This window comes from Micromonospora sp. Llam0, from assembly GCF_003751085.1.
GTDB lineage: Bacteria > Actinomycetota > Actinomycetes > Mycobacteriales > Micromonosporaceae > Micromonospora_E.
In genome coordinates this window covers 747,326-772,259 of record NZ_RJJY01000001.1, presented here as the reverse complement: position 1 = coordinate 772,259, position 24,934 = coordinate 747,326, and the positions used below count along the sequence as shown (strand labels likewise).

25 protein-coding genes are annotated in these 24,934 nt (G+C 72.3%); 13 read left to right on the top strand and 12 right to left on the bottom strand.

Features of this window, described 5'->3' with window-relative positions:
• Positions 1-90: 90 nt before the first annotated feature.
• From EDC02_RS03545 to EDC02_RS03535, 3 genes are all read right to left on the bottom strand, one after another.
• A complete protein-coding gene (locus EDC02_RS03545; RefSeq protein WP_123600719.1) occupies positions 91-2,667 on the bottom strand; it encodes a bifunctional GNAT family N-acetyltransferase/acetate--CoA ligase family protein in 2,577 nt (858 codons plus the stop codon).
• A gap of 2 nt (positions 2,668-2,669) precedes the next feature.
• The gene (locus EDC02_RS03540) at positions 2,670-3,887 is read right to left on the bottom strand and encodes an acetoin utilization protein AcuC (protein ID WP_123600718.1); all 1,218 of its coding nucleotides are present in this window, start codon (positions 3,885-3,887) and stop codon (positions 2,670-2,672) included.
• 105 nt (positions 3,888-3,992) lie between these two features.
• Positions 3,993-4,847, bottom strand: a complete 855-nt coding sequence (locus EDC02_RS03535) for a sulfurtransferase (protein WP_370461514.1) — start codon at positions 4,845-4,847, stop codon at positions 3,993-3,995.
• A 107-nt stretch (positions 4,848-4,954) separates the two neighbouring features.
• On the opposite strand from EDC02_RS03535, the gene EDC02_RS03530 reads away from it, so the two are divergent.
• A complete protein-coding gene (locus EDC02_RS03530) occupies positions 4,955-5,680 on the top strand; it encodes a metal-dependent transcriptional regulator (protein WP_199757488.1) in 726 nt (241 codons plus the stop codon).
• Between the two features lie 78 nt (positions 5,681-5,758).
• Here EDC02_RS03530 and EDC02_RS03525 read toward each other — a convergent pair whose 3' ends face one another.
• On the bottom strand, positions 5,759-6,370 hold the full coding sequence (locus EDC02_RS03525; RefSeq protein ID WP_123600717.1) for a hypothetical protein: 612 nt from the start codon (positions 6,368-6,370) through the stop codon (positions 5,759-5,761).
• A 124-nt stretch (positions 6,371-6,494) separates the two neighbouring features.
• Positions 6,495-6,743, bottom strand: coding sequence for a DUF5522 domain-containing protein (locus EDC02_RS03520; RefSeq protein WP_123604452.1), 249 nt, complete (start codon positions 6,741-6,743; stop codon positions 6,495-6,497).
• Positions 6,744-6,822: 79 nt separating this feature from the next.
• On the opposite strand from EDC02_RS03520, the gene EDC02_RS03515 reads away from it, so the two are divergent.
• From EDC02_RS03515 to EDC02_RS03485, 7 genes are all read left to right on the top strand, one after another.
• Complete coding sequence (locus EDC02_RS03515; protein WP_123600716.1) at positions 6,823-7,866, top strand: TRM11 family methyltransferase; 1,044 nt, start codon at positions 6,823-6,825, stop codon at positions 7,864-7,866.
• Positions 7,867-8,131: 265 nt separating this feature from the next.
• Positions 8,132-8,800, top strand: a complete 669-nt coding sequence (locus EDC02_RS03510; RefSeq protein ID WP_199757487.1) for a trans-aconitate 2-methyltransferase — start codon at positions 8,132-8,134, stop codon at positions 8,798-8,800.
• Entirely contained in the window at positions 8,785-10,287 is a 1,503-nt protein-coding gene (locus tag EDC02_RS03505) for a class I adenylate-forming enzyme family protein (protein ID WP_123600715.1), read from the top strand. Before EDC02_RS03510 ends, EDC02_RS03505 begins: the two co-directional genes overlap by 16 nt.
• On the top strand, positions 10,284-11,108 hold the full coding sequence (locus EDC02_RS03500; protein ID WP_123600714.1) for an alpha/beta fold hydrolase: 825 nt from the start codon (positions 10,284-10,286) through the stop codon (positions 11,106-11,108). The genes EDC02_RS03505 and EDC02_RS03500 overlap by 4 nt, the downstream gene beginning before the upstream one ends.
• Before the next feature lie 72 nt (positions 11,109-11,180).
• A complete protein-coding gene (locus tag EDC02_RS03495; RefSeq protein ID WP_123600713.1) occupies positions 11,181-12,209 on the top strand; it encodes a RimK family alpha-L-glutamate ligase in 1,029 nt (342 codons plus the stop codon).
• On the top strand, positions 12,161-13,369 hold the full coding sequence (locus tag EDC02_RS03490) for an AMP-binding protein (RefSeq protein ID WP_123600712.1): 1,209 nt from the start codon (positions 12,161-12,163) through the stop codon (positions 13,367-13,369). Before EDC02_RS03495 ends, EDC02_RS03490 begins: the two co-directional genes overlap by 49 nt.
• The gene (locus EDC02_RS03485) at positions 13,366-14,778 is read left to right on the top strand and encodes an MFS transporter (protein WP_123600711.1); all 1,413 of its coding nucleotides are present in this window, start codon (positions 13,366-13,368) and stop codon (positions 14,776-14,778) included. The genes EDC02_RS03490 and EDC02_RS03485 overlap by 4 nt, the downstream gene beginning before the upstream one ends.
• An 89-nt stretch (positions 14,779-14,867) precedes the next feature.
• On the opposite strand, the gene EDC02_RS03480 is transcribed toward EDC02_RS03485, so the two are convergent.
• On the bottom strand, positions 14,868-15,302 hold the full coding sequence (locus EDC02_RS03480; RefSeq protein ID WP_123600710.1) for a type II toxin-antitoxin system VapC family toxin: 435 nt from the start codon (positions 15,300-15,302) through the stop codon (positions 14,868-14,870).
• Positions 15,284-15,631: a hypothetical protein gene (locus tag EDC02_RS03475; protein WP_199757486.1), complete on the bottom strand. Its 348-nt coding sequence runs from the start codon at positions 15,629-15,631 to the stop codon at positions 15,284-15,286. Before EDC02_RS03475 ends, EDC02_RS03480 begins: the two co-directional genes overlap by 19 nt.
• 295 nt (positions 15,632-15,926) lie before the next feature.
• Between EDC02_RS03475 and helR the strand changes: the two genes are divergently transcribed.
• A complete protein-coding gene (gene helR, locus EDC02_RS03470; RefSeq protein ID WP_123600709.1) occupies positions 15,927-18,158 on the top strand; it encodes an RNA polymerase recycling motor ATPase HelR in 2,232 nt (743 codons plus the stop codon).
• 33 nt (positions 18,159-18,191) lie between these two features.
• On the opposite strand, the gene EDC02_RS03465 is transcribed toward helR, so the two are convergent.
• Positions 18,192-20,084 carry a transglycosylase domain-containing protein gene (locus EDC02_RS03465; protein WP_148083319.1) on the bottom strand — a complete coding sequence of 631 codons (1,893 nt, stop codon included), beginning with the start codon at positions 20,082-20,084 and terminating at the stop codon, positions 18,192-18,194.
• A gap of 142 nt (positions 20,085-20,226) precedes the next feature.
• Positions 20,227-20,799: a TetR/AcrR family transcriptional regulator gene (locus EDC02_RS03460; RefSeq protein WP_123600707.1), complete on the bottom strand. Its 573-nt coding sequence runs from the start codon at positions 20,797-20,799 to the stop codon at positions 20,227-20,229.
• A 144-nt stretch (positions 20,800-20,943) separates the two neighbouring features.
• Here EDC02_RS03460 and EDC02_RS03455 point away from each other — a divergent pair, with 144 nt between their 5' ends.
• From EDC02_RS03455 to EDC02_RS03440, 4 genes are all read left to right on the top strand, one after another.
• Entirely contained in the window at positions 20,944-21,612 is a 669-nt protein-coding gene (locus tag EDC02_RS03455; protein ID WP_123600706.1) for an NADPH-dependent F420 reductase, read from the top strand.
• A 188-nt stretch (positions 21,613-21,800) separates the two neighbouring features.
• Positions 21,801-22,340 (top strand): zinc-binding alcohol dehydrogenase family protein, encoded by a 540-nt coding sequence (locus EDC02_RS03450; RefSeq protein WP_123600705.1) that lies wholly within the window; start codon positions 21,801-21,803, stop codon positions 22,338-22,340.
• A 34-nt stretch (positions 22,341-22,374) separates the two neighbouring features.
• Complete coding sequence (locus EDC02_RS03445) at positions 22,375-23,085, top strand: DNA alkylation repair protein (RefSeq protein WP_123600704.1); 711 nt, start codon at positions 22,375-22,377, stop codon at positions 23,083-23,085.
• Positions 23,086-23,093: 8 nt separating this feature from the next.
• Positions 23,094-23,762 (top strand): class I SAM-dependent methyltransferase, encoded by a 669-nt coding sequence (locus tag EDC02_RS03440; RefSeq protein ID WP_233605711.1) that lies wholly within the window; start codon positions 23,094-23,096, stop codon positions 23,760-23,762.
• 57 nt (positions 23,763-23,819) lie between these two features.
• On the opposite strand, the gene EDC02_RS03435 is transcribed toward EDC02_RS03440, so the two are convergent.
• Genes EDC02_RS03435 through EDC02_RS03425 form a run of 3 tightly spaced genes read right to left on the bottom strand, consistent with a single transcriptional unit; the run spans position 23,820 to position 24,909 of the window.
• Positions 23,820-24,275, bottom strand: coding sequence for a hypothetical protein (locus EDC02_RS03435; RefSeq protein WP_233605710.1), 456 nt, complete (start codon positions 24,273-24,275; stop codon positions 23,820-23,822).
• The gene (locus tag EDC02_RS03430) at positions 24,272-24,532 is read right to left on the bottom strand and encodes a hypothetical protein (protein WP_123600702.1); all 261 of its coding nucleotides are present in this window, start codon (positions 24,530-24,532) and stop codon (positions 24,272-24,274) included. Before EDC02_RS03430 ends, EDC02_RS03435 begins: the two co-directional genes overlap by 4 nt.
• Complete coding sequence (locus EDC02_RS03425; protein WP_123600701.1) at positions 24,529-24,909, bottom strand: DUF2089 domain-containing protein; 381 nt, start codon at positions 24,907-24,909, stop codon at positions 24,529-24,531. Before EDC02_RS03425 ends, EDC02_RS03430 begins: the two co-directional genes overlap by 4 nt.
• Between the last annotated feature and the right edge of the window lie 25 nt (positions 24,910-24,934).

The following is a 24,934-nucleotide window of genomic DNA, read 5'->3' as shown; positions in this document are numbered from 1 at the left end:
GCGGCGGCCGGTCGGAGCAGAGGCTCCGGCCGGCCGCGCGACGTCAAGGCGGTCGATCGAAGTCAAGGTGGCCAATCAGAGCCGGCGCGGTCAGAGCCGGCGCGGGCCGGTGTCCGGGCGGGCGTCCGGCGGACCGAGCACGACGCTGGCGTGCAGCACCGCCAGCCCGTCCGGCCGGGCCAGCACCGGGTTGAGCCGCAACCGGTGAACCGCCGGCTGCTCGTCGGCGAGCCGCCCCACCCGCAGCAGCAGATCGACCAGGGCGACCCGGTCCACCGGACCGGCGCCCCGGTACCCGGACAGCAGCGGCGCCGCCCGGGGTTCGTCGACCAGCCCGGCCGCGTCCCGGTCGGTCAGCGGCGCGGCCCGCCAGGCCCGGTCACCCAGCAGATCGGTCGCCACGCCGCCCAACCCGAAACCGACCACCGGGCCGAAGGTGGGATCGGTGGTCGACTCGACCACGCAGGCGACGCCGGGCGGCACCATCCGTTGGATCAGCACCTGTGCGCCGAACTGGGCCGCGACGTCGCGGTAGGCCCGTTGCACCGCGTCCACGGTGGCCAGATCCAGCCGTACCGCGCCGAGGTCCAGCCGGTGTCGCAGGCCGTCCGCGGCGGCCTTGACCACCACCGGCAGGCCGAGCCGCCGCGCGGCGGCCACCGCCTGGTCGACCGAGGCGGCCGGGAGCGAGTCGAGCACCTCGATGCCGTACCCGGCGAGCAGCCCGACCGGGTCGACCGGGTCGACGGTCAGCGCGGCACCGGCCGCGGCCGGGTCGATCCCGGCCAGCTCCGGCACCGTGCCGGGTGGCTCGCGCAGCCAGTCGGCGTAGTCGGCGACCCGGGCCAGCGCCCGGACCGACTCCTCCACCGACGGGTAGGTCGGCACCCCGGCCGGCGGCTGGCCGACCAGCAGCGTCGCGACCGTCGGCTTGTCACCGGCGAGCGCCACGCTGGCCAACGCCGAAGTGAAGTCGGCGTCCTCGTCCGCCAACTGGTTGGGCAGCGGCGGCGCGAACACCACCACCAGGGCGTCGACGGCAGCGTCGATGGCGGCGTCGGCGAGCACGTCGGCGAACTCGTGCGCGCCGGCTTCGGGCGCGACGGTACGCGGGTAGCCGGCCGCCACGGTGAGCCGCTGCGCCCGGCAGGCCGCCGCGGCCAGCATGGTCAACGCCGACGAGTTGCCGACCACGGCCACCCGCCGGCCCACCGGCAGCGGCTGGTTGGCCAGCAGGGTGCCGACGTCGAACATCTCCGCGACCGTGTCGACCCGGATCACCCCGGACCGGGCGAACAGCCGGGTCAATGCGGCGGCGTCCGGCCCGGCCGTGACGCCCCGCCCCGCCCCGGTGTCGGCGCTGGAGGCACCTCCAGCGCCGACACCGGAGGCCAGCGCCACCACCGGCTTGGTGCGCCCGATCCGGCGGGTCAGCCGGGCGAACTTGCGGGGATTGCCGAACGTCTCCAGGTACAGCAGGATCACGTCGGTGCCGGGGTCGTCCTGCCAGTACTGCAGTAGGTCGTTGCCGGAGACGTCGGCCCGGTTGCCGGCCGACACGAACGTCGACAACCCGAGCCCACGCCGGTCCGCCTCGGCGAGCAACGCCACGCCGAGCGCACCGGACTGGCTGAAGAAGCCGACCCGGCCGGCCGGCGGCAGCTGCGGCGCCAGCGTCGCGTTGAGCCGGATCCGAGGGTCGGTGTTGGCCACGCCGAGACAGTTCGGGCCGACCACCCGCAGCCCGGCCACGTGCGCCGTACGGATCAGTTCCCGCTGGGCGGCGGCGCCGGCCGGGCCGGACTCGGCGAACCCGGCCGAGATGACCACGACGCCGTGGGCGCCGGCCGCGGCGGCGTCGGCGACCACGGCCGGCACCGCGTCCGGCGCCACCGCGACGACCGCCAGGTCGACCGGGTGGCCGGCGTCGGCCGCCCGACGGTACGCGGGCAGCCCGCCGATGCGGTCCACCGCCGGATGCACCGGGACCACGTCCCCGGTGAACCCGCCGTCGCGCAGGTGCCCGAGGACGGCCGCGCCGACCCCCTGGCCGGTGGCGCTGGCGCCGTAGACGGCGATCCCCCGCGGGGTCAGCAGCCGGGCGATGGACCGGGCCTCGGCGCTGTGTTCGCGGCTCCACTGCACCTGCAGGGACGCCTCCGTCGGGGCGATCGGGAAGCTCAGGTGGACCACGCCGTCGGCGTACCGGCGGCGGACCTGGAAGCCGGCGTCGGCGAAGACCCGCAGCATCGGCGCGTTGACCGGCAGCACCTCGGCGACGAAGGAGGTGACGCCTTCGGAACGGGCAGCGGCGGCGAGGTGCTCCAGCAGCACCGAGCCGACGCCCCGGCCCTGGTGGGCGTCCTCGACGACGAAGGCGACCTCGGCTTCGGGCGAGCCCGGACCCATCCGGTCGTAGCGGCCGACCGCGAAGATCCGGTCACCGGAGACCACCACGAACGCCTCCCGGTCGTGGTGGTCGACGTTGACGAAGCGGTCCAGGTCGCGGTCGGGGATCCGCGGGTACGGGGAGAAGTACCGCAGGTAGCGGGTGCGGTCGGAGAACCGGGCGTGCATCGCGACGATCGCGTCGGCGTCGTCCGGGCGGATCTGCCGCAGGTGGACGGTGGTGCCGTCGCGCAGCAGCACGTCAGCCGATCGGTCCATGGTCAGTCCCGGGGGTCGTGCGGATCGAGTCCGTGCAGGGGGAAGACCGCCCGGCGGGTCGCCATGATCGCCCGGTCGATCGGGTCCGGTTCACCGGCCGGCTGCCACGGCTGGAAGTCCAGGTCGGCCTCGTCGGTCATCCGCAGCGGGACCTGTCGGCCGGGGCAGCGGGCGGCGGCCAGCTCCCGCCACCGGGGTGGGGTCAGCGTGGCCGGGTCGATCGGCGCGCCGGTGGCGATCGCCAGCAGATGGGTCCAGGCCCGGGGCACCACCTCGACCAGGGCGTACCCGCCGCCGCCGGTGGCGACCCAGCGGCCGCCGCAGTGCTCGTCGGCGAGGGCCCGCAGCGCCAGGTACGCGGCCCGCTGGCCGTCGACGCTGAGCCCCAGGTCGGCCAGCGGGTCGAGCCGGTGTGCGTCCGCCCCGCACTGGGTGACGAGCAGCTGCGGCCGGAAGGCGCGCAGCAGCGACGGCACCACGGCGTGGAACGCGCGCAGCCAGCCCCGGTCGGCGGTGCCGGACGGCAACGCGACGTTCACCGCGCTGCCCTGCGCGGCGGGGCCGCCCACCTCGTCGGGGAATCCGGTGCCGGGGAACAGCGCCAGCGGCGTCTCGTGCAGGCTGACGGTGAGCACCCGCGGATCGTCGTAGAAGATCTCCTGCACCCCGTCGCCGTGATGCACGTCGATGTCGACGTACGCGATGCGTTCGGCGCCGAGGTCGAGCAGCCGGGCGATCGCCACCGCCGGGTCGTTGTAGACGCAGAACCCGGCGGCCCGGCCGGGCATCGCGTGGTGCAGCCCGCCGGAGACGTTCACCGCTCGCCGCACGTCACCGCGCCAGACCGCCTCGGCGGCGGCCATCGTGGCACCGGCGACCAGCGCGCTGGCGTCGTGCATCCCGGCAAACGTCGGATTGTCCGGGGTGCCGAGGCCGTACCCGGAGAAGAACGGGTCGTCGTGGGCGACCCGGACGGCGTCGAGGTAGTCGGCCCGGTGCACCCGGGTGAGCGCCGCGTCGTCGGCCGGCTCCGGGGCGAGCAGCCGCACCCCGGGGCGGTCCAGCAGGCCGTACTCGCGGGCCAGCGCGATGGTCAGCTCGACCCGTACCGGGTCCAGCGGATGGTCACCGAGGTCGTACGCCAGCAGGCGCTCGTCCCAGACCACCAGCGTCGCGTCGGTACCGCCCGCCGCCCGTGCCTGGCTCGTCCCGTCCGGCATCTGACTCGTCCCGTACGACATCTGGCCATCGTCGCACGCACCCGCCGGCCCCGCGCCCGGCCGCCCTGGGCCGGATGGACAGCCCGGCCGGCAGCGGTCCGCGGGTCAGCCGGGCTCCGGCCCGGTGGCGACCGGCCGGGCCGGGTCGGTGGTCCACTCGCTCCACGATCCGGGATACAGCGCCGCGTCGGTGCGGCCGGCGCGGTGCAGGGCGAGCACCGTGTGCGCGGCGGTCACCCCCGATCCGCAGTACGCCGCGACCGGGGCCTGCGGGCGCAGCCCGGCGCCGGTGAACCGGTCCCGCAGCGTCCCGGCGTCACGCAGCAGCCCGGCGTCGTCGAGGTGCAGCGTGGTCGGCAGGTTGACCGCGCCGGGGATGTGCCCGGCGACCGGGTCGACCGGCTCGTGCTCGCCCCGGTACCGGGCGTCGGCGCGGACGTCGATCAGCAGTCCGCCCTGCCGGGGTAGCCGGCCGGCGGCGTCGGCGTCGAGCACCGGCATACCTCCCAGGCGTACGGTCAGGTCGCCCGGCGGCGGTGCCGGCACGTCGGTGGTGACCGGTTGGCCGCCCGCCAGCCAGGCGGGGTAGCCGCCGTCGAGCACCCAGGTCGGCCGGTGCCCGGCCCAGCGCAGCGTCCACCAGGCGCGGGCGGCGGCGAGGCCGTCGCCACCGTCGTATACGACGACCGGCCACCCGGTGCGCACCCCGGCCCGGCGCAGTGCCCGCTGCAGCGACGCCGGGTCGGGCAGCGGGTGCCGGCCGCCGGTGCCCGGCGGGCCGCACAGGTCCGCGTCCAGGTCGACGAAGACCGCGCCGGGCAGGTGGGCGGCGACGTAGTCGTCGCGGCCCGGCGGGCCGATGAGCCGCCAGCGCACGTCCAGCAGGGTCGGCGGTCGCCCGCTGGCCAGCGCGGCGGCGAGCACGGTGACGGCGACGGTAGGGTCTGCGGTATCGAACACCATCCCAGTCAACACCATGCGGGGCTACGCCTGTCCCCTGCCGATCGTCCGTTCCGGCTGGTTATCGGCGCTGCAAGGTAGGATTGAACACTGGAGGGCAGCTGACCGTGAATGATCTTGTCGATACCACAGAAATGTATCTGCGCACCATACTTGAGCTCGAAGAAGAGTCGGTGCCGCCGCTGCGTGCCAGGATCGCCGAGCGGCTGCACCAGAGCGGCCCCACCGTCAGCCAGACGGTCGCCCGGATGGAGCGCGACGGGCTGCTCACCATCGAGGACGACCGTAACCTGCGACTCACCGAGCTGGGCCGGGCCCAAGCGGTCTCGGTGATGCGCAAGCACCGGCTCGCCGAGTTGCTACTGGTCAACGTCATCGGCATGCCCTACGAGGAGGCCCACGAGGAGGCCTGCCGCTGGGAGCACGTGATGAGCGACGCGGTCGAGAAGAAGGTCTACGACCTGCTCAACCGACCGACCCGGTCGCCGTACGGCAACCCGATCCCGGGCCTGGACGCGCTGGGTGACGGCCCGACGGAGCTGGCAAATCCGGACATCAGCCCGGACACCGAGCGCAACCTGGCGTTCCCCGGCCTGACCGGCACGGTCGTGGTCCGTCGGATCTGCGAGAGCGTGCAGACCAACGCCGACGTGCTGCGCCAGTTGCACGCCGCCGGGGTGGACCCGGGGGCGACGGTCACCGTGGCGCAGGAACGCGACGGGGTGACCATCGACCGGTCCGGCGACAAGATCCACCTGCCGCGCGAGGTCGCGTCCCGGGTGTTCGTCGCGGCCGCCGACCACGGACGGTCGCTGGCCGGCGCGGCCGCCTGAGCACCAACCGGCCGACTGAGCACCAACCGGCCGACTGAGCACCAACCGGCCGGCGGTGCGCCACGCACCCCCGGCCGGTCACTTCTTGCGGTTGTCGTGCACCACCCGGGCCAGCTCGACCATCTTGGGCGCCAGCTCCACGGCAGACAGCTCGTCGTCACCTGGGGCGAACGTCCAGCGCAGGCTGATCAGCTTCGGGTCCCCGGTGATCCAGTTGACCTCCAGCGCCGCCCCGTACCCGGTGTCCGGGTCCGGCTTGACCGGGATCCAGTAGGCGGCCTTGCCGAGATCCTTGATCTCCTTGGCACCGACCGGGGCGACGTCGTCGGCGAAGACCGACGCGCTCGCTTTGGTGTCCGAGATGGAGACCATCAGGTCGGGCAGCGGCTCCTCGGCCGGCCGCAGCACACACGACTGCGTCTTGTCGTGCTTGTTGGCCGCCGCCACCTCGAACCGGAACCCGACGGTCTGCTCGACCACGTCGAAGTCGAACACCGTGCACGCCCCGCCGGACTCGGCGGCCGGCGGACGGGGCACCTCCGGGTACGGCTCGACCGGGCTCGGCGACGGACTGGCCTGGGCCGGGTCGTCCGGGGCGGGGTTCTCGGTGGCCACCGCCCGGTCGGAGCAGCCGGCGGCGAACAGCAGCAGGATCAGCCCGGCGCCGGACAGACGCAGCCGAACGCCCACAGTGACCTCCCACGGTCAGGCCGGTCGAAAAAGGCGGATTGTTCGTCGCACACCGTACGGCTTCCGCGGCCGCCGCGAAAGCCCGCCATCCGCACCGACCGCGCCGCGTGGGAAATCCCCGGAATCACCCCAGATACGGGCAGTGCCGGCAACCCTGGTCACAGCAGGTGCCCCGGCGGGCCAGGAACGCCGCGGTCAGCACGAACAGCCCGGTGCCCGGGTCCAGGTAGCCGGCCTCGTCGGCGTCGAGCGCCGCCGCGTGTACGGCCAGCACCGCCGCCCGGTGCGGGTGGTCGGCCGGCAGCCGCGCCGGATGCGGTTCGGTGAGCGGGCGGTCCGCCAGTGGCAGACGCCGCCCCCGCTGCCGTGCCATGCCGGTGACCTTACGCAGGCCGTCGGTGTGGTAACACTCGTGGGTCCCACCCACGCCTGCCTGACTGAATGGACCGCTGATGACCGCGTACGCCCTGCTGATCCACCCGTCGGCGAACCGGGTGTACGCCGAGTCGGCGGTCGGGCTGGCCGCCGCCGAGCTGGCCGTCTTCGGCGACCGGGCGCTCGGCGGCCGGGTGGGCGACGTCGCGGTCACCGCGATCGGCGGGCTGCCGTACGTCACCTTCACCAGCCCCGACCTGACCGACCGGGACCTGTCCGTGCTGGCCAACCTGTCCGCCCGGTACGCGTTCTTCGCCCGCGACGGCGACCTGCTGCGGCCGCTGGAGGTGACCGGCCGGGACCGTTTCGACAGCGACCTGATCACCATCCCGAAGTACGCCGGCAAGACCAACGAGCAGTTCACCAGGCTGCTGTTGAACGTGACCGTGCTGGCCACGACTGACCGGGCCGGCCCACTCGGCCCGGACTCGCCGCCGCTGCGGGTCCTCGATCCGATGTGCGGCCGGGGCACCACCCTCAACCAGGCGATGATGTACGGCTGGCACGCCTCCGGGGTGGAGATCGACGGCAAGGACTTCGAGGTGTACGCCAACTTCATCCGTACCTGGTTGAAGCACAAGCGGCTCAAGCACTCGGCCGAGATCGCCCCGGTGCGGCGCAACCGGGCCGTGCTGGGCCGACGGCTGGCGGTCACCCTCGCGGCCAGCAAGGAGGACCACCGGGCCGGGCGGACCGTCGACCTGACGATGGTGCACGCCGACACCCGCCGCAGCCGGGACGTGTTCCGGGCCGGCGGCTTCGACGCGATCGTCACCGACGCGCCGTACGGAGTGCAGCACGGCACCCGCGGTCAGGCGGACCGGTTGACCCGCGATCCGCTGGGTCTGCTGGCCGAGGCGCTGCCGGGTTGGGTGGCGCTGCTGCGCCCGGGCGGGGCCCTCGGCATCTCCTGGAACACCCTGGTCGCAGCCCGCGACGATCTGGCCGCGCTGCTGGTCAAGGCAGGCCTGGAAGTGGCCGACGGTCCGGGGTACGGCGGTTTCGCCCACCGGGTCGACCAGGCGATCGTCCGGGACCTGATCGTGGCCCAAAGAGCCTGACAAACGCCAATTCCTGACACGATCGACAGTTTGTCAAAAACGGACAACATGATCGGCAATGTGACCAAGATCACACTTCGATATCGACAGCTCTCTTCATTGCCCTGCCGCTCCTTGCTATTTTCTGAATAGCACTTGCCGGCAAGCAGAGCGCGCACCACCGGAATCACCATCTGACAAAGTGTCGGCTCAGCAAACCACAGTTTGTCCAGCATCCGACGCCAGCGCCACAGAAGCGCCGCCCGGTGACCCACGGGGGATTATCGTGACTTTCGAGCTGTGGAATCCCACCACCTACGACGCGCTGCGGCGCCAGCTCATCCCGTCGTTCGACCTGCTGTACGGCAGCGCGTCCAGCGCAGTGCAGATGTCGGTGCCGGACCGGCCACAGATCCTGGATCTGGGCGCGGGGACCGGGCTGCTCAGCGCCGCCCTGCTCGCCCGCATCCCGGATGCGACCATCACTCTCGTCGACCATTCCGAACGGATGCTCGCACAGGCCAGACAACGGTTCGACGGTGACGGCCGGGCCATTTTCGCTGTTCAGGGCCTGATGGATCCGTTACCGACGGGACCGTACGACGCAGTCGTTTCCGGCCTGGCGATCCACCACCTCGAACACCACGACAAACAAACGCTGTTCGGTCGCCTTCCCGCCATTCTGCGACCGGGTGGGATCTTCGTCAACGTCGAGCAGGTCCTCGCGCCCGCGCCGCGACTGGAGGAGATGTACGACCGGCAGCACGAAAGCCACGTACACGCCGCAGGAACGCCCGCCGACGAATGGGCGGCCGGCCGCGAACGGATGAAGCACGACATCTGCATCGACGTCGGAACCCAACTCGGCTGGCTCCGCGACGCCGGCTTCGACACGGTGGACTGCCTGGCCAAGGACTGGCGATTCGCCACCTACGCCGGATGGCTGGCACCGTGACCGCTGTCGGGCTCTACCAGGCCGTCCGCGACGTGGCCGGCCGTCGACCCGGCGCCGTGGCGGTACGCACCACCGAGGGCGCTTCCGTGACGTACCGCGAACTCGTCGAGTCGACCGACCGGGTCGCCGCCGGCCTCGCCGCGCACGGCGTCGCTGCCGGCGACACCGTCGCCGTGGTGCTGCGCAACAGCATCGGCTACGTCTGCCTGATCCTGGCGGTGGCTCGCCTCGGTGCCCGCTACGTACCGCTGATGGCGAACTTCGACGACGCCGGGGTACGGACGGCTCTCGACCGGGCCCGCCCCGCACTGCTGGTCACCGACGGACACCGCCGGACGCCCGCCGACGGCCCGGCAACGGTCGACCTCGACACGCTGACCGCCGCGACGCCCCGGCCGGAGCCCACCGCGGACCACGCCGCAGGCTCCACCGCCGCAGCGGCCACCGCCATCTTCCGGCTGCTGTGGACCTCGGGCTCGACCGGCTTCCCGAAGATGATGGCCTGGCGGCAGGACCGCTTCGTCACCGAACGACGCCGCTGGCTGGCCGACACCGGGATCCGCCCCGACGACGTCTTCTTCTGCCGCCACACCCTCGACGTGGCACACGCCACCGACCTGCACGTGTTCGCGGCGCTGCTGTCCGGCGCACAACTGGTGCTCGCCGACCCGCACGCGCCGGCCGGCACGCTGCTGGCCCAACTGGCCGCCCACCGGGCGACCGTGACCAGCGCCCTGCCGCAGCACTACGCCGATCTGGTGGCCGCCGCCCGGGGCCAGGGCCGGTTCCCGCTGCCGGCGCTGCGCCGCCCCCTGTGCGGCGGTGCCTATCTCAGCCCGGCGATCATCCGGGACGCCGCCGACGTGCTCGGCGTGCACATCCGGCAGATCTACGGCTCGACCGAGTTCGGCCTGGCGCTGGGCAACATGGACGACGTACCGCAGACCGACACCGCCATGGTCCCGGTCCGTGGCGTCGGCACCCGGCTGGAAGCCTTCGTGCCCGGTCACCCCGACGTCGGGGAGCTGGTGCTCTATTCGGACTGCACCAGCGAGGGGTACGTCGACGCGCCGCAGGCCAACGCGCGTACCTTCCGCAGGCCCGAGTTCTGGACCGGGGACGTCGCCGAACGCACCCCGCAGGGCGGCTACCGGATCCTGGGCCGGGTGTCCGAGACGCTGGCCACCCCGGCCGGGCCGCTGCCGGCGCCGGTACTCGACACCGAACTCGCCACGGCCGAGGCGGTGGCGCAGGCCGTCAGTCTGGCCGTGCATCCCGGCGACTACCGCGAGGCGGTCGCCGTGGCCGTCGTCGCCGCCGACGGGCACTCCGGCGACGAGGCCGTCAAGGCCGTCGAGGAGTTGCTCGCCGGGCACGGGCTGACCGGTTCGGTGCACCCCGTCGCCGCGATTCCCCGTACCCCGGTCGGCAAGATCGACAAACCGTTGCTCCGCACGCGACTCGGGCTGGCCGGGGGCAGCCGATGACCCGGCACCTGGACCACGGTCCCGGACCGGCCCCGGTCACGCGCGGTCACGGACCGGCCCTGGTCATGGTGCCCGGGCTGGCCGCCACCGCCGCGTTCTTCTCCGCCGCGGTGACCCGGCTCGCCACCCGGCACCGGGTGGTGGTCGTCGAACTGCCCGGACACGGCGACAACGCCACAGCCGACCGGCCAGCCAGCCTCACCCGCGCCGCCGAGGACCTGCACACCACCATCGAGAAGCTCGACCTGACCGACGTCACCCTGCTGGGCTGGTCGCTCGGCGCGACCGTGGCCTACGGCTACCTGGAGCAGTTCGGGGCCGCCCGGACCCGTGCCCTGGTGTCGGTCGAACAGACCCCACGGCTGCTGCGCGACGACGACTGGCCGTACGCGGCCTTCGGCAACCTTGATGCCGCCGGGGCCGACGCCGTCCTGGCCAGCGTGACCGACGACTACCCCGCCTTCGCCGCCGGGCTGGTGCACGGCTCGTTCGCTGCCGGCACCGACCCCGACCCGACGACGCTGGCCGGCCTCGTCGACGAGACCCGCCGGTGCGGCCCGGACGCCGTACGGGCGCTGCTCGCCGAGGCACTCACCGTGGACTGGCGCGACCGACTGCGCCGGATCACCGTACCGACCCTGCTCGTCCACGGAGCGCACAGCCAGGTCTACCCCGGTGACGTCGGCCGGTGGCTGCGCTCGGCGATACCGGCGGCCCGGCTGGAGGTGTTCACCGGCAGCGGCCATCTGCCGTTCATCGAGGAACCTGACCGGTTCGCGGACCTCGTGTCGGCCTTCGTCGACCACCCGGCGGCTACCTGAGCCACCCGCCCGGGACCCCGCCGAAGCGGCCCACCGGCCGAAAACCCGCACCAGACCGCAAGGGAGAGGGCCTTGACCGATCGCACGGCCGCGCCCAGTACGGCGCGGCGCCTCAGCTGGATCTACCCCGATCGGGGCACCGCCTGGCTACGGCAGGCCGAGCAGGAGGCGGTCTGGGGGCCGTACCAGGCGATCGCCGCCGACCTGGGCCTGGAGTTCACGGTGAACAAGCCCGAGGAGGTCGCGGTCGACGCGACCGACCCGGGCCAGCCCAAGGTCTACCTCGACGGTGCGCCGGTCACCCCGGCCGACACCATCTTCGTCACCTCGCTGTACTCCCTGCCGCACCAGACCCAGGACGTATGCAACCAGGTGTTCCTGTTCACCATTCTGGAACGGCTCGGCTTCTACCTGCCGATCCCACCGGCGCTGTCCTACATCGGCGAGGACAAGCTGGCCAGCGTGGTGCACCTGGCCGGCAGTCCGATCCCGCTGCTGCCGACGATCCGGGTGGGCAGCGGCCGGGAGGCGATGGCCGGGCGCAGCGACGCCGCGCTCGCCGCGCTGCCGTTCCCGTTGATCGTCAAACCCGCCTACTGGGGCATGGGCCTGGGCATCTCGGTGGTGCACAACATGAACGACCTGAAGGGCCTCATCGGACTGGCCGGTGGCTCGGACACCGCGCTGGTCGCCCAGCCCTACCTCAAGGTGGTACGCGAACAGCGGGTGTACGTCGTCGACGGGCAGGCACACACCGTGCTGTACGGCTACAAGGACGGCTACTGCCTGTCGGTCACCAAGGCCAGCGGCGGCCGGCACGAACGCGGCTACTCGGCCCTGCCGCCGGAGCTCGCCAACACCGTCGCGTACGTCGCCGAACGGCTGCCCACGCCGTACTTCACGCTGGATTTCCTCTTCGACGGCGAGCGGCACTGGGTGTCGGAGATCGAACTCGACGGCGCGGTCGCGTTCAACGGCATCCCCGACCAGGACGCCGCCGCCCGGGCGATCGTGCGGGCCCGGTTCGAGGCGTACCTGGCCGGGTTCGCCCGGTGGCAGGTCCGACCGCGGGCGGAGCCGGCGATGCGGCGGCACGGATGATCGGCGCGGTGCCCTGGGACGAGCTGCGCGACCAGGCCCGATGCAATGCCGCCGCCGTCGGCGGCGGCGCCGTGCCGGACACCGCGACCGGACTCGCCGACCTGCCGGTCACCGGACCGGACGAGATCTTCGCCGTCTCCCACGTGGTGACCCGGCAGACCGGTGGCCTGCTGCTGTCCAGCGGCGGCACCACCGGGCAGCCCAAGCTCACCTACGTGGCGTACCACCAGGCCCTCGACCGGCTGCTGCGGCAGTGGCGACCGCTGGTCACCGGCGACCTGCTGCTCAACCTGTTCACCCCCGGCCGGCTGTGGGCGTCGCACTACTACATGCAGGCCCTGGCGCAACGCTGCGGCGCCGACGTGGCACCGTTCGGCCCGATCACCCCGGAGGAGGTCGACGGCTGGCTGCCGACCCTGCGCCGGCTCGGCGTCAACGCGGTCGCCGGCACCCCGACGGCCCTGGCCGACCTGGCCCGGGGTGTGCTGGACGCGGGCGCGACCACCCCGGTCCAGAAGATCATCTGGATGGCCGAGCCGTGGACCGAGGAGAAGGTGACCATCGTGCGGAAGGCGTTCCCTCAGGTCCAGCTCTGGGGCAACTACGGCTCAGTCGAAACGTACGTCATCGCCACGAACACCCCGACCTGCGACACCTCGGTGCTGCACCTGATGCCCGACCAGGTGCTCGAGCCCGACGACGACGGCGCCCTGCTGTCCAGAGTGGGTGACGGCTGGACCGTGCCGACCGTGCGGTACCGGCTCGGCGACCGGCTCGCGGCGGCGACCTGCGCCTGCGGCGGGCCGGACGGGCTGCGGGTGCTGGGCCGCGCCGACGACGCGATCAAGCTGCACGGCGCGCTGGTCGGCATCGGCGCGGTGCTGGAGATCGTCCGCGCCGCACCAGGGGTACGCGACGCCCAACTGCAGCTGCGGCGGGCCACCGGTGAACGTCACTCGGTCGGCGCGGTGACCGTGCACTACACCGGAGACGCCGACCCGGCGGCGGTACGCACCCGGCTGCTGCACCAGTTCTACGACCTGGGCGTCGTCGCCCAGCACCACCCGGCGGCGATCGCCGTCGAACAGGTGCCGCAGCTGCGCCGGGTGGACCGCACCAACAAGATCCCGCCGATGATCTGGCTGGAGCCGAGCGAATGACGACCGTGAGCGAGCCGAAGCTGCTGACGAAACTGCGCGGCAACCCGTGGGCGGTGCTGGCCGTCCTGTCGTTGGCGTACTTCCTCACCCAGCTCGACGTGGCGGTGCTGGCCGTCGCGGTACCCAGCATCATGGCCGATCTCGACGCGTCGGCCGACCAGGTGGTGTGGTCGCTGAGCGCCTACATCTTCCTGCTGGCGATGGCCCTGATCACCGCCGGCCGGCTCGGTGACCTGTACGGCCGCCGGCGGATCTTCCTGATCGGGGTCGCCGTCTTCACCGCCGCCAGTGTCGCGGCCGGGCTGGCGCAGGGGCCCGGCCAGCTGATCGCCGCCCGCGCGGTGCAGGGTCTCGGCGCGGCGCTGCTCACCCCGCAGACCCTCGCCCTGCTGATGGAGGCATTTCCCCCGGACCGGCGGGGCACGGCGTTCGGCATCCGGGGCGCGGTCGGCGGGATCGCCGCGATCAGCGGACCGGCCGCCGGCGGGGTACTGGTCAGCACCCTCGACTGGCGGTGGATCTTCTGGCTGAACGTACCGCTCGGGTTGCTGATGCTCGTGGTCGGCCGGCTGGTGTTGCCCGAGGTCGCCGACCGGGTCCGCCGCCGGCTCGACGTGACCGGTGTGGTGCTGGCCTCGGCGGCGCTGTTCTGCCTGGCCTTCGGCATCAGCCAGGGCGAACGGTACGGCTGGAACGGCGGCATCTGGGCGACGCTCGGCGGGTCCGGGCTGTTCGTGGTGGCCTTCCTCGCGCAGCAGCGCCGCCGTCAGAACCGGGAGCCGCTGGTGCCGTTCACGCTGTTCCGGCGACGCAACTTCCCGCTGATGAACGGCTTCTCGCTGACCACCTCCGGCACCGTCATCGGCCTGGTGCTGGTGCTGTCGCTGTACTTCCAGCAGGTGCTCGGCCTCGACGCCTGGGCCGCCGGGCTGATGATCGTGCCGGCGTCGCTGTTCTCCACCCTGCTCGACCCGGTGGCCGGCAGACTCGCCGACCGGGTTCAGGGCCGCTACCTGCTGCTGGCCGGGGCTGCGGCCACCGTCGCCGGCATGGCGTGGGCCGCGATCGAGATGCGCGACGGTGCGACGTGGACGGCGTTCGTCGCCCCGATGTGCGTCATCGGTGTCGGTAACGCGTTCCTGTTCACTCCGCTGGCGGTGGTCGCGTTGTCCGATGTCGAGCAGCAGCAGGCCGGCGCCGCGTCCGGGGTGCTGATCACCTCGTTGCAGATCGGTTCGATGCTGGGTGCCGCGGCCGTCGGCACCCTGCTGCACAGCCAGATCGGCGAGGTCGTCACCGTCGGGGCGGCCCGCGCGGCGATGCTGCTGCTGGCCGGGGTGGCCGTGCTGGGCGGTATCGCCTGCCTGGTCGCCGGCCCAAACCTGACCAGGACGACATCGCAACCGTGACGGCGGTCGTCCCCGACCTGACCGTGGCCCACTGACTTCGCGGCCCGGTGACTTCGCGGCCCGGTGACGCCTCGGCGCGACGTGACCCGTCAGACGTGGACCACCACGACCCGCTGCTCCTTCGGCCGGTCCAGCTCCTCGACGAGGCGGTTCATGTCGTCCGGGTCGCTGGTCAGCAGCACGACGGGACGCGGCATCTCCAGAGCGGTAACGGCAACCACCGCGTCGATGGCACAACGGTGCCCCGACAGCCCGGTCGCTCCGAGAAGTTCACCTGCCCGCCTGCCGATCTGCGGGCTCACCGGCTGCACCACGATCCTCGACAGCACCCGGTGGAGGCGGGCATCACGCGGCCCACCTCGGAGGACCTCCGTCAGCGTGACAGCACTCGCTACGACCTTGGCGCCGCGTTCCCGGGCCGCTTCCAGGAAGGCTCTCGACTTGTTGTCGCCCTGTGCGAGCTTGACGAGGCCTTCGCTGTCGAGTACCAGCGTGCCACCTGTTCCTACCGCCCGTCTGGCCATGACGCCCTCGCCTCGTCCAACGCGTCAGGTGGCACAGGGCCATGCTCCGAGCGAAGAAGATCCGAAAGCTCCCCGATGAGATCCAACTCAAGCTGTCGAGCGACCGCATCGGTCACGTACTGGCTGAACTCCCCCCGGCCCACCCGCTGCTGCACGGCGATAGTCAAGTCTTCCGGCATCGACACACTCACCTTGCGTGCGCGGCCGACCAACCGGAGCCTGCGGCCAGCGCCGGACGCCTCGCCCACGACGGCTGCTTCCAACTCAGCCAGCAGGTCGGGCGACGCCGCCCCAGGGTCACGAATCGCCTCCAGGATCTCCGGGAGCATCAGACGTAGGCGATCCGCAGGGTCACCCGCGCCCGGCGGGAGCGGTCCGACAGCCATACGGCCGATGCTACCAGCGGTAGGAACCTTGCGCCGTCACCATCGATGCGGACGAGGATCAGGGGTAGCGGTTGGGCTTGCCTCTATTACCGCCACTATCAACGTATAACGCATAGGGGGTCTTGCGGCAAGACCCGGGTCGCAGCGCACAATCGCGTTCCTACGCCAGTTCTCCGGCATTTTTCGCCGACCGCTGGACGCTGCGCTTTTCATCCGACGCTTTTCATCCGACCCGAGAATGGAGTTGATCGAGGTGCGCCCGCTGACCACCAGCGCTTTCGATCTCCCCGACCGGCTGCACGCCAAGGCCGACCCGAAACTGATCGCCGACGACGAGCGGCATTTCGCGGCCGTCGCGCACCGCCTCAACCAACTGACCACCGACCTGTCGGAACGGCTCGACGCGGCCCGTAAGGCACCGGCCGGCAAGGGCCAGCGGGCGGTGGACCGCGACCAGGAGGTCCGCCGGCTCACCGTACGGCTGCGGGCACTGCGCCGGTTCGGCCTCGACCTGTGCCTCGGCCGGATGGTCCCCGACGCCGGTCGCGGCGCCAACGACGGCGGCAGCGGCGGCAGCGGCGGCAGCGGCGGGCCGGTGTACGTCGGACGGCAGGGCCTGACCGACGACGCCGGCCGTCAACTGCTGCTCGACTGGCGCTCCCCCGCCGCCGAGCCGTTCTTCGGCGCCACCCACGCCGACCCGATGGGCCTGGCCAGCCGTCGGCGCTACCGCTGGACGCTGGGCCGGATCAGCGACTACTGGGACGAGGTGTTCGCCGCCGACGCACTCGACGGGCACGCCGCCCTCGACGACCAGTCCGCCTTTATCGCCAGCCTCGGCGGGCACCGGTCGGACCGGATGCGCGACGTGCTCGCCACCATCGCCACCGACCAGGACGCCATCATCCGCGCCGGCTCGGCGGGTGCCCTCGTCGTCGACGGCGGACCCGGCACCGGCAAGACCGTCGTCGCCCTGCACCGCACCGCGTACCTGCGCTACCACGACCCCCGGCTGGGCCAGCGTCGCGGCGGCGTGCTGTTCGTCGGCCCGCACCAGCCCTATCTGGCGTACGTCGCCGACGTGCTGCCCAACCTCGGTGAGGACGACGTGCAGACCAGCACCCTGTCAGACCTGGTCGCCGAGGGTGCCACCGCAGCGGCCGAACCGGACCCTGAGGTGGCCCGGCTCAAGTCGTCGGCACGGTGGGAGGCGGCGGTCGAGGCGGCGGTCCGGTTCTACGAGGAGCCGCCGCAGACCGCGACGACGGTGGCTACCGGTTGGACCGAACTGGCCCTCACCCCGGACGACTGGGCGGACGCGTTCGCCGCACCCGGGCCGGGTGTGCCGCACAACGAGGCCCGTGAGCAGATCGTGAACGAACTGCTGACCATCCTGGTCGGCCGCCACGACGGCGACGAACCGGACGACCAGGTGCGCGCCGCGCTGGAACAGAACCGCGCGCTGCGTACGGCGGTCAACCGGGCCTGGCCGCTGCTCGACCCAGCCGACATCGTCGCCGACCTGTGGTCGGTCCCCGCCTACCTGCGCCGATGCGCGCCCTGGCTCGACCCGGCCGAAATCCGTACGCTGCAGCGCGCCGACGCACGGGCCTGGTCGGTCGACGACCTGCCGCTGCTGGACGCGGCCCGGCTGCGCCTCGGCGACGCGCAGGCGTCCGACCGCGAGCGGCGGCACCGGGCGGCGGTGGCCGTCGAACGGGTCCACCGGGCCCGGGTGATCGACGATCTGCTCGACGCGCACAGCTACGACGACGGCGAAGGCGTCCTGGCGATGCTGCGCCACCAGGATCTGCAGGAGACGCTGATCGACGAGGCGGGCCGGCCGGACGCCGACCCGGACGCGCTGGCCGGCCCGTTCGCGCACATCGTGGTCGACGAGGCGCAGGAGTTGACCGACGCGCAGTGGCAGATGCTGCTGCGCCGCTGTCCGTCGCGCAGTTTCGCCATCGTCGGTGACCGCGCCCAAGCCCGGCACGGCTTCACCGAGTCGTGGCCGGACCGGCTGCGGCGGATCGGCCTAAACCGGGTCGAGGTCGCCACGTTGACCGTCAACTACCGGACCCCGGCCGAGATCATGGCGTACGCCGAACCGGTGATCCGCGCCGCGTTGCCGGACGCCAACGTGCCGACCTCGATCCGGCACGGCGGCGTCCCGGTCGCGCATCGGCCCGTCGCGGCGCTGCGCGAGGTCCTGGAGACCTGGCTGGCTGAGCACGCCGACGGCACGGCCTGCGTGATCGGCGTGGCGCCGGTCGACACCGACGCCCTGCCGGCGACTCCCCGGGTCCGGTCGCTGACTCCGGAGCTGGCCAAAGGGCTGGAGTTCGATCTGGTGGTCGTGGTCGACCCGGCGTCGTTCGGCGACGGCGTCACCGGCGCGGTCGACCGGTACGTGGCGATGACCCGAGCCACCGGGCGACTCGTCGTGCTGGCCGACCACGACCGATGACAGCGGACCTGGTTGCTTCTTCGGAGCTGCGGCCTACTCTGGGCCACCGAATGGACGCAACCCCGGCAGTTGTTGTGTGGGGCGGCCGGCGAGGGCGTCGCTGGTGAAGTCGCGCCAGACGGCGGCCGGCATCGAGGCACCTTCGATCCGGTTGTCGTCGCGGTCGCGCAGCGGCCCGGGTTCGGCCCCGCCGATCCAGACCACGCTGGCGAGTTCGGCGGTGTAGCCCGCCATCCAGGCGTCCTGGTAGTCGCTGGTGTCGGCCCACTGCTGGCTGCCGGACTTGCCGGCGGCGGGCCGGCCCGGCGAGTGGCCGTTGTACCCCACCGTGACAGAGAGGATCCGGTTGACCATCCCGGCCTCGTACGGCGTCAGCACCTCATCGCCCTCGGGCACGCTGGTCGCCAGCACGCTCGCGCCGTTCGCCGCCGTGACCGATTCGATGAAGTAGCGCTCGTGCCGAAACCCGCCGCTGGCGAAGGTGCCGTAGACGGTGGCGAGATCCGCCGGCGCGACCGGATAGCGGCCGATCGAGATGTCCGAACGGGTCTGCCCCGGGCGGGGTTCGCCCTCGACGTCGACCAGCGCTTGCTGGTCGACGTACTGCCGAGGGATGCCGAGCTGGTACGCCAACTCCCGCACCTGCTCCGCGCCGATCTGCTCGGCCACGGCGTAGAACGGGGTGCTCAGCGACTGCATCATGGCCTGCTCCAAGGTGCAGTCTGGGCACTGGATGTCGTCCCGGTTGTACAGTGGCACGCCGAGTCGGCCCGGGAAGTTCTGCGGCGAGGTGCCGTCCCAGGTGTGGAAGAGGTCGATGCCGTTATATAGCGCCGTTGCCAGCACGATCGGCGCAAAGGTCGCCGCTGGCGGGCGTGGGGCGACGGCGAAGTCGTACTGGCCCTGCTCCTCTGCGCCGTAGTAGGCGCGCACCGCGCCGCTGCCCGGATCCACCGCCACCAGCGCCGCCCGCAGGTCTTCCGGCTGGCCGTCCAGGTGGGTCTCGATCTGGGCGAGCGCCGCCGGCTGGGCGGTGGCGTCCAACGTGGTCACGACGGACAGACCCGCCGTGTACAGCGACTCCGCCGCGATGCCCCGGCGGGACAGTTCCTGTTCCACCCGGTCGAGCACGAGGCCGTTGGGTCCGGTGTTCAGCGCCGACGGCGGGCTGACCTGCGGATACTCCGGCGTCTCGGCGAGCCATCCGGCGTCGCGGGCAGCCCCGACCACCCACGTCCAGCGGTCTCGGGCGGCCTCGGCGTCGTTGGCCGGGTCGAAGCCGTACGGATCCTTGATCACCGCGGCGAGTACCGCGCCCTGGGCGGCGGTCAGTTTCCGGGTCGGCACCCGGAAGTAGGCGTGCGCGGCGGCGGTGATCCCGTACGCACCCCGCCCGAAGTAGATCGTGTTGAGGTACCGCTCGAGGATCTCGTCCTTGCTGAGCCGGCGCTCCAACTTGATGGCCATGGCGAACTCGCGGGCCTTGCGGTCCAGCGACACCTCCTGGGTCAGGAACGCGTTCCGGGCGTACTGCTGGGTGATCGTCGAGGCTCCCTCACGCTGGCCCTTGACGTTCGCCACCAGCGCGCGCAGCACGCCGCGGATCGAGACGCCGGAATGCGCGTAGAAGCCGCGGTCCTCGGCGGCCAGCACGATCTGTCGTACCGGCTCGGGCACCTCGTCGAGGGAGGCATCGGTACGGCTGGTGACCCCGATCCGGGCCAGTACCGTCCGCCCGTCGCTGTAGTAGAGCGTCGACGCCTGCGGCTCGACCGGGTCGGCGGGCAGATCGACCGACTGTACGTAGACCGCTACGGCGATGCCGGCGGCGATCGCCCCGGTCACCAGCACCCCGGTGGTCCGGCACAGCGCCCGCCACCACGTGTGCCGCCGCCACAGTCGGGTCAGCTGACGCCTGATCGGCACGCCGCGCCCGGCCCGGCGGTGGCGGCCGGTCCAGGATGCGGAAGGGCTGGCGTCCTTTTCGTCGCATGACTGATCGTCCACACCGATAAAGACGGCGATGCCCCACGTCGCCGACGCACCTTGATCGAGATCCTGGGGTACGTCAGGTCCGGGCTCTGATGCCGTCCAGGGCCATGGTCAGGACTCGGTCGCGCTGGGCCTCCTGCACGAAGTTTGCTCCGCTGACCCCGTTGACCAGGAACAGCACGTCGTCGAAGGTGACGTCGGCGCGGGCCGCTCCGGCGCGCTGGGCGCGTTCGAGCAGCGGACGACCGGCGGTGTGGATGATCTCCCGGCCGGAGACGAACATCGCCTCGTTGTGGGCGATCGCGTCGTACACGGCCTTCTTGGTCGTGGCGTAGCTGACGAACTGGCGCAGCCAGCTCTCCAGCGCCGCCCAGGGGTCAAGGTGCGCGAGGTCGGCGGCGGTCCGGGCCAGGGTCTGCACCTCGTCGAGGTACGCGGCCTCGAACAGGTGCTGGCGGGTCGGGAAGTTGCGGTAGAGGGTGGCGATGTTGACGCCGGCGCGTCGGGCGATGCCCTCCAGGGAGGCGCCGGAGCCGTCGGTGGCGAACGCCTCGCGGGCGGCCGCCAGGAGGGCGTCGAAGTTGCGGCGCGCGTCGGCCCGCTGCGGCCGGCGCACGGTCATGCGCGGCTCGGACCCGGTGGCGGCCATCACAGTCCCTTCGGCGGTACGCAGTAGCGAAACGCAGGAATCCCTGCGCTAAAGTCAAGGAACCCCTTCGGTACGCGGGGCTGTTCCCACTCTAGCCAGCGGCGGTCACCCGACCCCGCAGCTCCCCGACAGTCAGGAGCCACGATGAGCACGATCGGTTTCATCGGCAGCGGCAAGATCGGCGGCACGCTCGCCCGGCTCGCCGTGGACGCCGGACACGACGTCGTCCTCAGCAACAGCCGGGGCCCGGACACCCTGCGCGGCCTGGCCGCCCAGCTCGGGCCGCAGGCGCGCGCCGCCACGCCCGGCGAGGCCGCCCGGGCCGGCGACGTCGTCGTGGTGACGACCCCACTCAAGGCCTACCGCGACGTCCCCGTCGCGCCGCTACACGGCACGGTGGTCATCGACACCATCAACTACTACCCGCAACGCGACGGCCACTTTCCCGAGCTCGACGCCGGCCGTACCACCACCGGCGAACTGCTCCAGGCCCACCTGCCCGAGTCGTTCGTCGTGAAGGCGTTCAGCAACATCTTCTTCAAACACCTGGCCACGCTCGGCCGGCCTGCCGGCGCCGCCGACCGCAGCGCCATCGCGATCGCCGGTGACGACCCCACCGCGAAGGCCACGGCCGCCGCCCTCATCGACACCCTCGGCTACGACGTCCACGACGCGGGCGCCCTCGCCGACAGCCGCCGGTTCGGCCCCGGTACGCCGGCCCACCACGCCTACCTCGACCCGGACGGCATGTTCGCCGCCCCCGGCCGGCCGGCCGACGCCGCCCGGATCGCCGCACTCCTCGACAGCAACTGACCGGCCACCAGCCGCTACGGAGCCCCGATGAAAGCAGCAGTCGTCACCAGCTACAACGCGCCACCGCGCTATCAGGACCACGACGAACCACGAGTGCCCGGCGAACACGAGCTGGCACGCTGAACTGTGCCATCGCGTCCTGGCTCGCGCTGGGCCGACGGATCACCTTTCGCCAGGGCCGCAACGTCATGGTCGTCGGCGCCACCGGGGGCACCGGGCAGATGGCGGTCCAGGTGGCCCGGCTGTTCGGCGCGGACCAGGTGATCGCCGTCGGCCGGGACGCCGGACGCCTGGCCGCCATCCCCGGTGCCACCGCCACCGTGCTGCTCGACGACCCCGAGCAGATTCGCCGCGTCGGCGCCGAGGTCGACGTCGTCCTCGACTTCCTCCGGGGAGCCCCGGCAACCACCACGATGGCTGCCCTCGCCGCCGGGCGCACCGACACGCCCGGCAAGACCCTCACCTGGATCAACCTCGGTGAGATGGCCGGACACGAGACGCCGGTGCCAGCCGGGCTCCTGCGATCGTCGCGGCTGGAGCTGATCGGCAGCGGTCAAGGGTCGCTGAGCACCGCCGAGATAGCCGCCGATCTGCCCGCCGTGGCCGCCGAGATCGCCCGCGGCACCTTCGCCGTACCCGCCACCGTCGTACCGCTGCACCGGGTCGAGCAGACCTGGCCGCTGCCCGCTGACAGCAGCACCCGGATCGTGTTCACCCCCGACGGGTGAGACCGCCGCCGACCGGCGGTAGATTCGGCGGTCGATGGCCACCTGTGACGATGTCCGCCGGGCGCTCGCCGCCCTCGCCGACCCGGGTCGCGCCGAGCAGACCCGCCGGTTCCTGCAGATCCGACCCGGCGGGTACGGCGAGGGCGGCCGGGCGATCGGCGTACCGGTGCCGGACCAGCGTCGGGTGGCCGGCCGGTACTGGCGTGACCTGTCCCTGGCCGAGACGACGCGGCTGCTGACCAGCGAGGTGCACGAGGAACGGCTGACCGCGATCTTCATCCTGGTGCGCATGTTCGACAAGGGCAGGCAGCGGCAGCGGGCCGCAATCTTCGACACCGTGCTGGCCCACACCGACCGGATCGACAACTGGGACCTGGTCGACTCGTGCGCCCCGTACATCGTCGGGCCGTGGCTGCTCGACGCCGACCGCGCCGTGCTGGACCGGCTGGCCGCGTCGGAGCTGGTCTGGGACCGACGGATCGCGATCATGGCGACGTTCGCCTTCATCCGGGCCGGGGACTTCGACTGGACGTTGCGGCTGGCGCGACAGCTGCTGCACGACCCGCACGACCTGATCCACAAGGCCGTCGGCTGGATGCTGCGCGAGGTCGGCAACCGCGACCGTACGGTGGCCGAGCAGTTCCTGACCCGGCACCAACGGGACATGCCGAGGGTGATGCTGCGGTACGCGATCAAAAAGTTCGAGCCGCAGCGCCGCGCGGCGTACCTCGCCGGCACGGCCTGAGCACGCCTGTGTCCACCTCACCTGCCCGGCCCGACTTCCAGGGCGTACGGCTCGCCTACGACACCGTGGCCCGGGACTACGCGACCCGCATGCCGGACACCCACGCCGAGGCACCGCTGGACCTCGCCATGGTCGACGCCTTCGCCGAGGCGGTGCGGGTCGGGTCGGGTGACGACCCGCTGGTGCTCGACGCGGGCTGCGGTGCGGGGCGGATGGGCCGCTACCTCGCCGACCAGGGCTGCCAGGTCGTCGGGCTCGACCTGTCACCGGGCATGATCACTATGGCCCGCCGCGATCACCGGGACCTGCTGTTCGCCGTCGGCTCGCTGGCCGACCTTCCGTTCCCGGGCTCCCGGTTCGCGGGCGTACTGCTGTGGTATTCGACGATCCACACGCCACCGGCCGGTCAGGGCCGCGTCTTCGCCGAGGCCGCCCGGGTGCTGCGCCCGGGCGGCCACCTGCTCGTCGGATTCCAGGCCGGACACGGTACGCGCGACGTCGCCGCGACGTACCGCCGGTTCGGCCACGAGATCGTGCTGGAGCGGCACCTCGTCACCGCGGACCGGGTGGCCGCCTGGATCGAGGCGGCCGGGCTGCGCGAGGTGTGCCGCCTGGTTCGTCGCGCCCGGGGTGCCGAACGCGACGACCAGGCGGTCATGCTGGCAACGGTGCGGTGACCCCCGGCTGCCCGCCCGGCCCCGTGGTCCGAGCGGGCAGCCGACGCTGTCGCGGCGTCACTCGCAGAAGACCTTCACCTTGGCGTCGGGCTGGTCGACGTCGACGGTGAGGTCGTCGAGCTGCTCGACCAGGTCCTCGATGTGCTGCGGCTTGAGCTGGGTCAGGTCGATCGGCACCCCTGACTTGCCCAGCTCGGCGTTGACGTGGGCGAGTGCCTGCGGCGGGATCAGGCTGGTGAGCCGGACCCCGGCGCGCAGCAGCTGCAACGGGACCCGGACGTTGATCCGGCCCGGCCCGTCACCGCCGGAGCCCTCGGCCGAGTCCACGACGACGCGCAGGTACTTCGGTCGGGTCTTCGGACGGGTTGCGCCGGCAGGCGACGGCTCGGGCTGCTCCCGGTCGAGGGCGTCCATCAGCTGCTCGGCCTCGGCTGCGGTGATCTTCCCTTCGGCCAGCATCTCCAGGATCTGGCGGCGTTGTTCGTTCATCTCGTGCTTCTCCTTCGCTGTCATCTGACACTCACCAGCAGGGCCGTGCGGCCCTGTGCGAACTCGACGCGGGCGCCGGGCAGCGCCCACAGCAGACCTCCGGCGGCGCGCAGCGCACCGGTCGGGCTGACCCGGTAGACCAGGCAGGCGACCAGGCCGCCCAGCAGGGCCACCAGCAGCAGCGGCGACAGCACCAGCAGCACCAGCAGGACCGGGACGTACAGTCGCCGCCTTCGGCCGTCGCCCTGACGCCAACGCACCGTCACCAGCTGCGGCATCATCGGGGCCCTTCCAGCTCGGCCAACGCCTGCCGGACGTCGATCTCGCCACGGCGCAGCCGGTCGACGATCTCGGCGCTGGCCGACACCGGGCCGGTGTCGGCGATGTCGAGCTGCTCGACGAAATCGAGCTGCTCGGCGATCCGGTTGAGCCGGGACTTGACCGTCGGGTAGCTCACCCCGAAGATCCGCTCCATCTCCTTGATCGACCCGTGCGACCGGACGAACGCGGCGACGAAGACCTGGTCGTCGACGCTGAGCTGGGCCAGCTGCGGCGGCTCGAACTGGCCCTCGACGGCGACGCCGCTGCCGGCCAGCCGCACCCGCTCGACCACGAACGGTTGCCCGCGCGTCAGGTCGGTCAACTCCTGCCAGTCCACTGCTCGGCTCCCCTGCTCTCGGCGA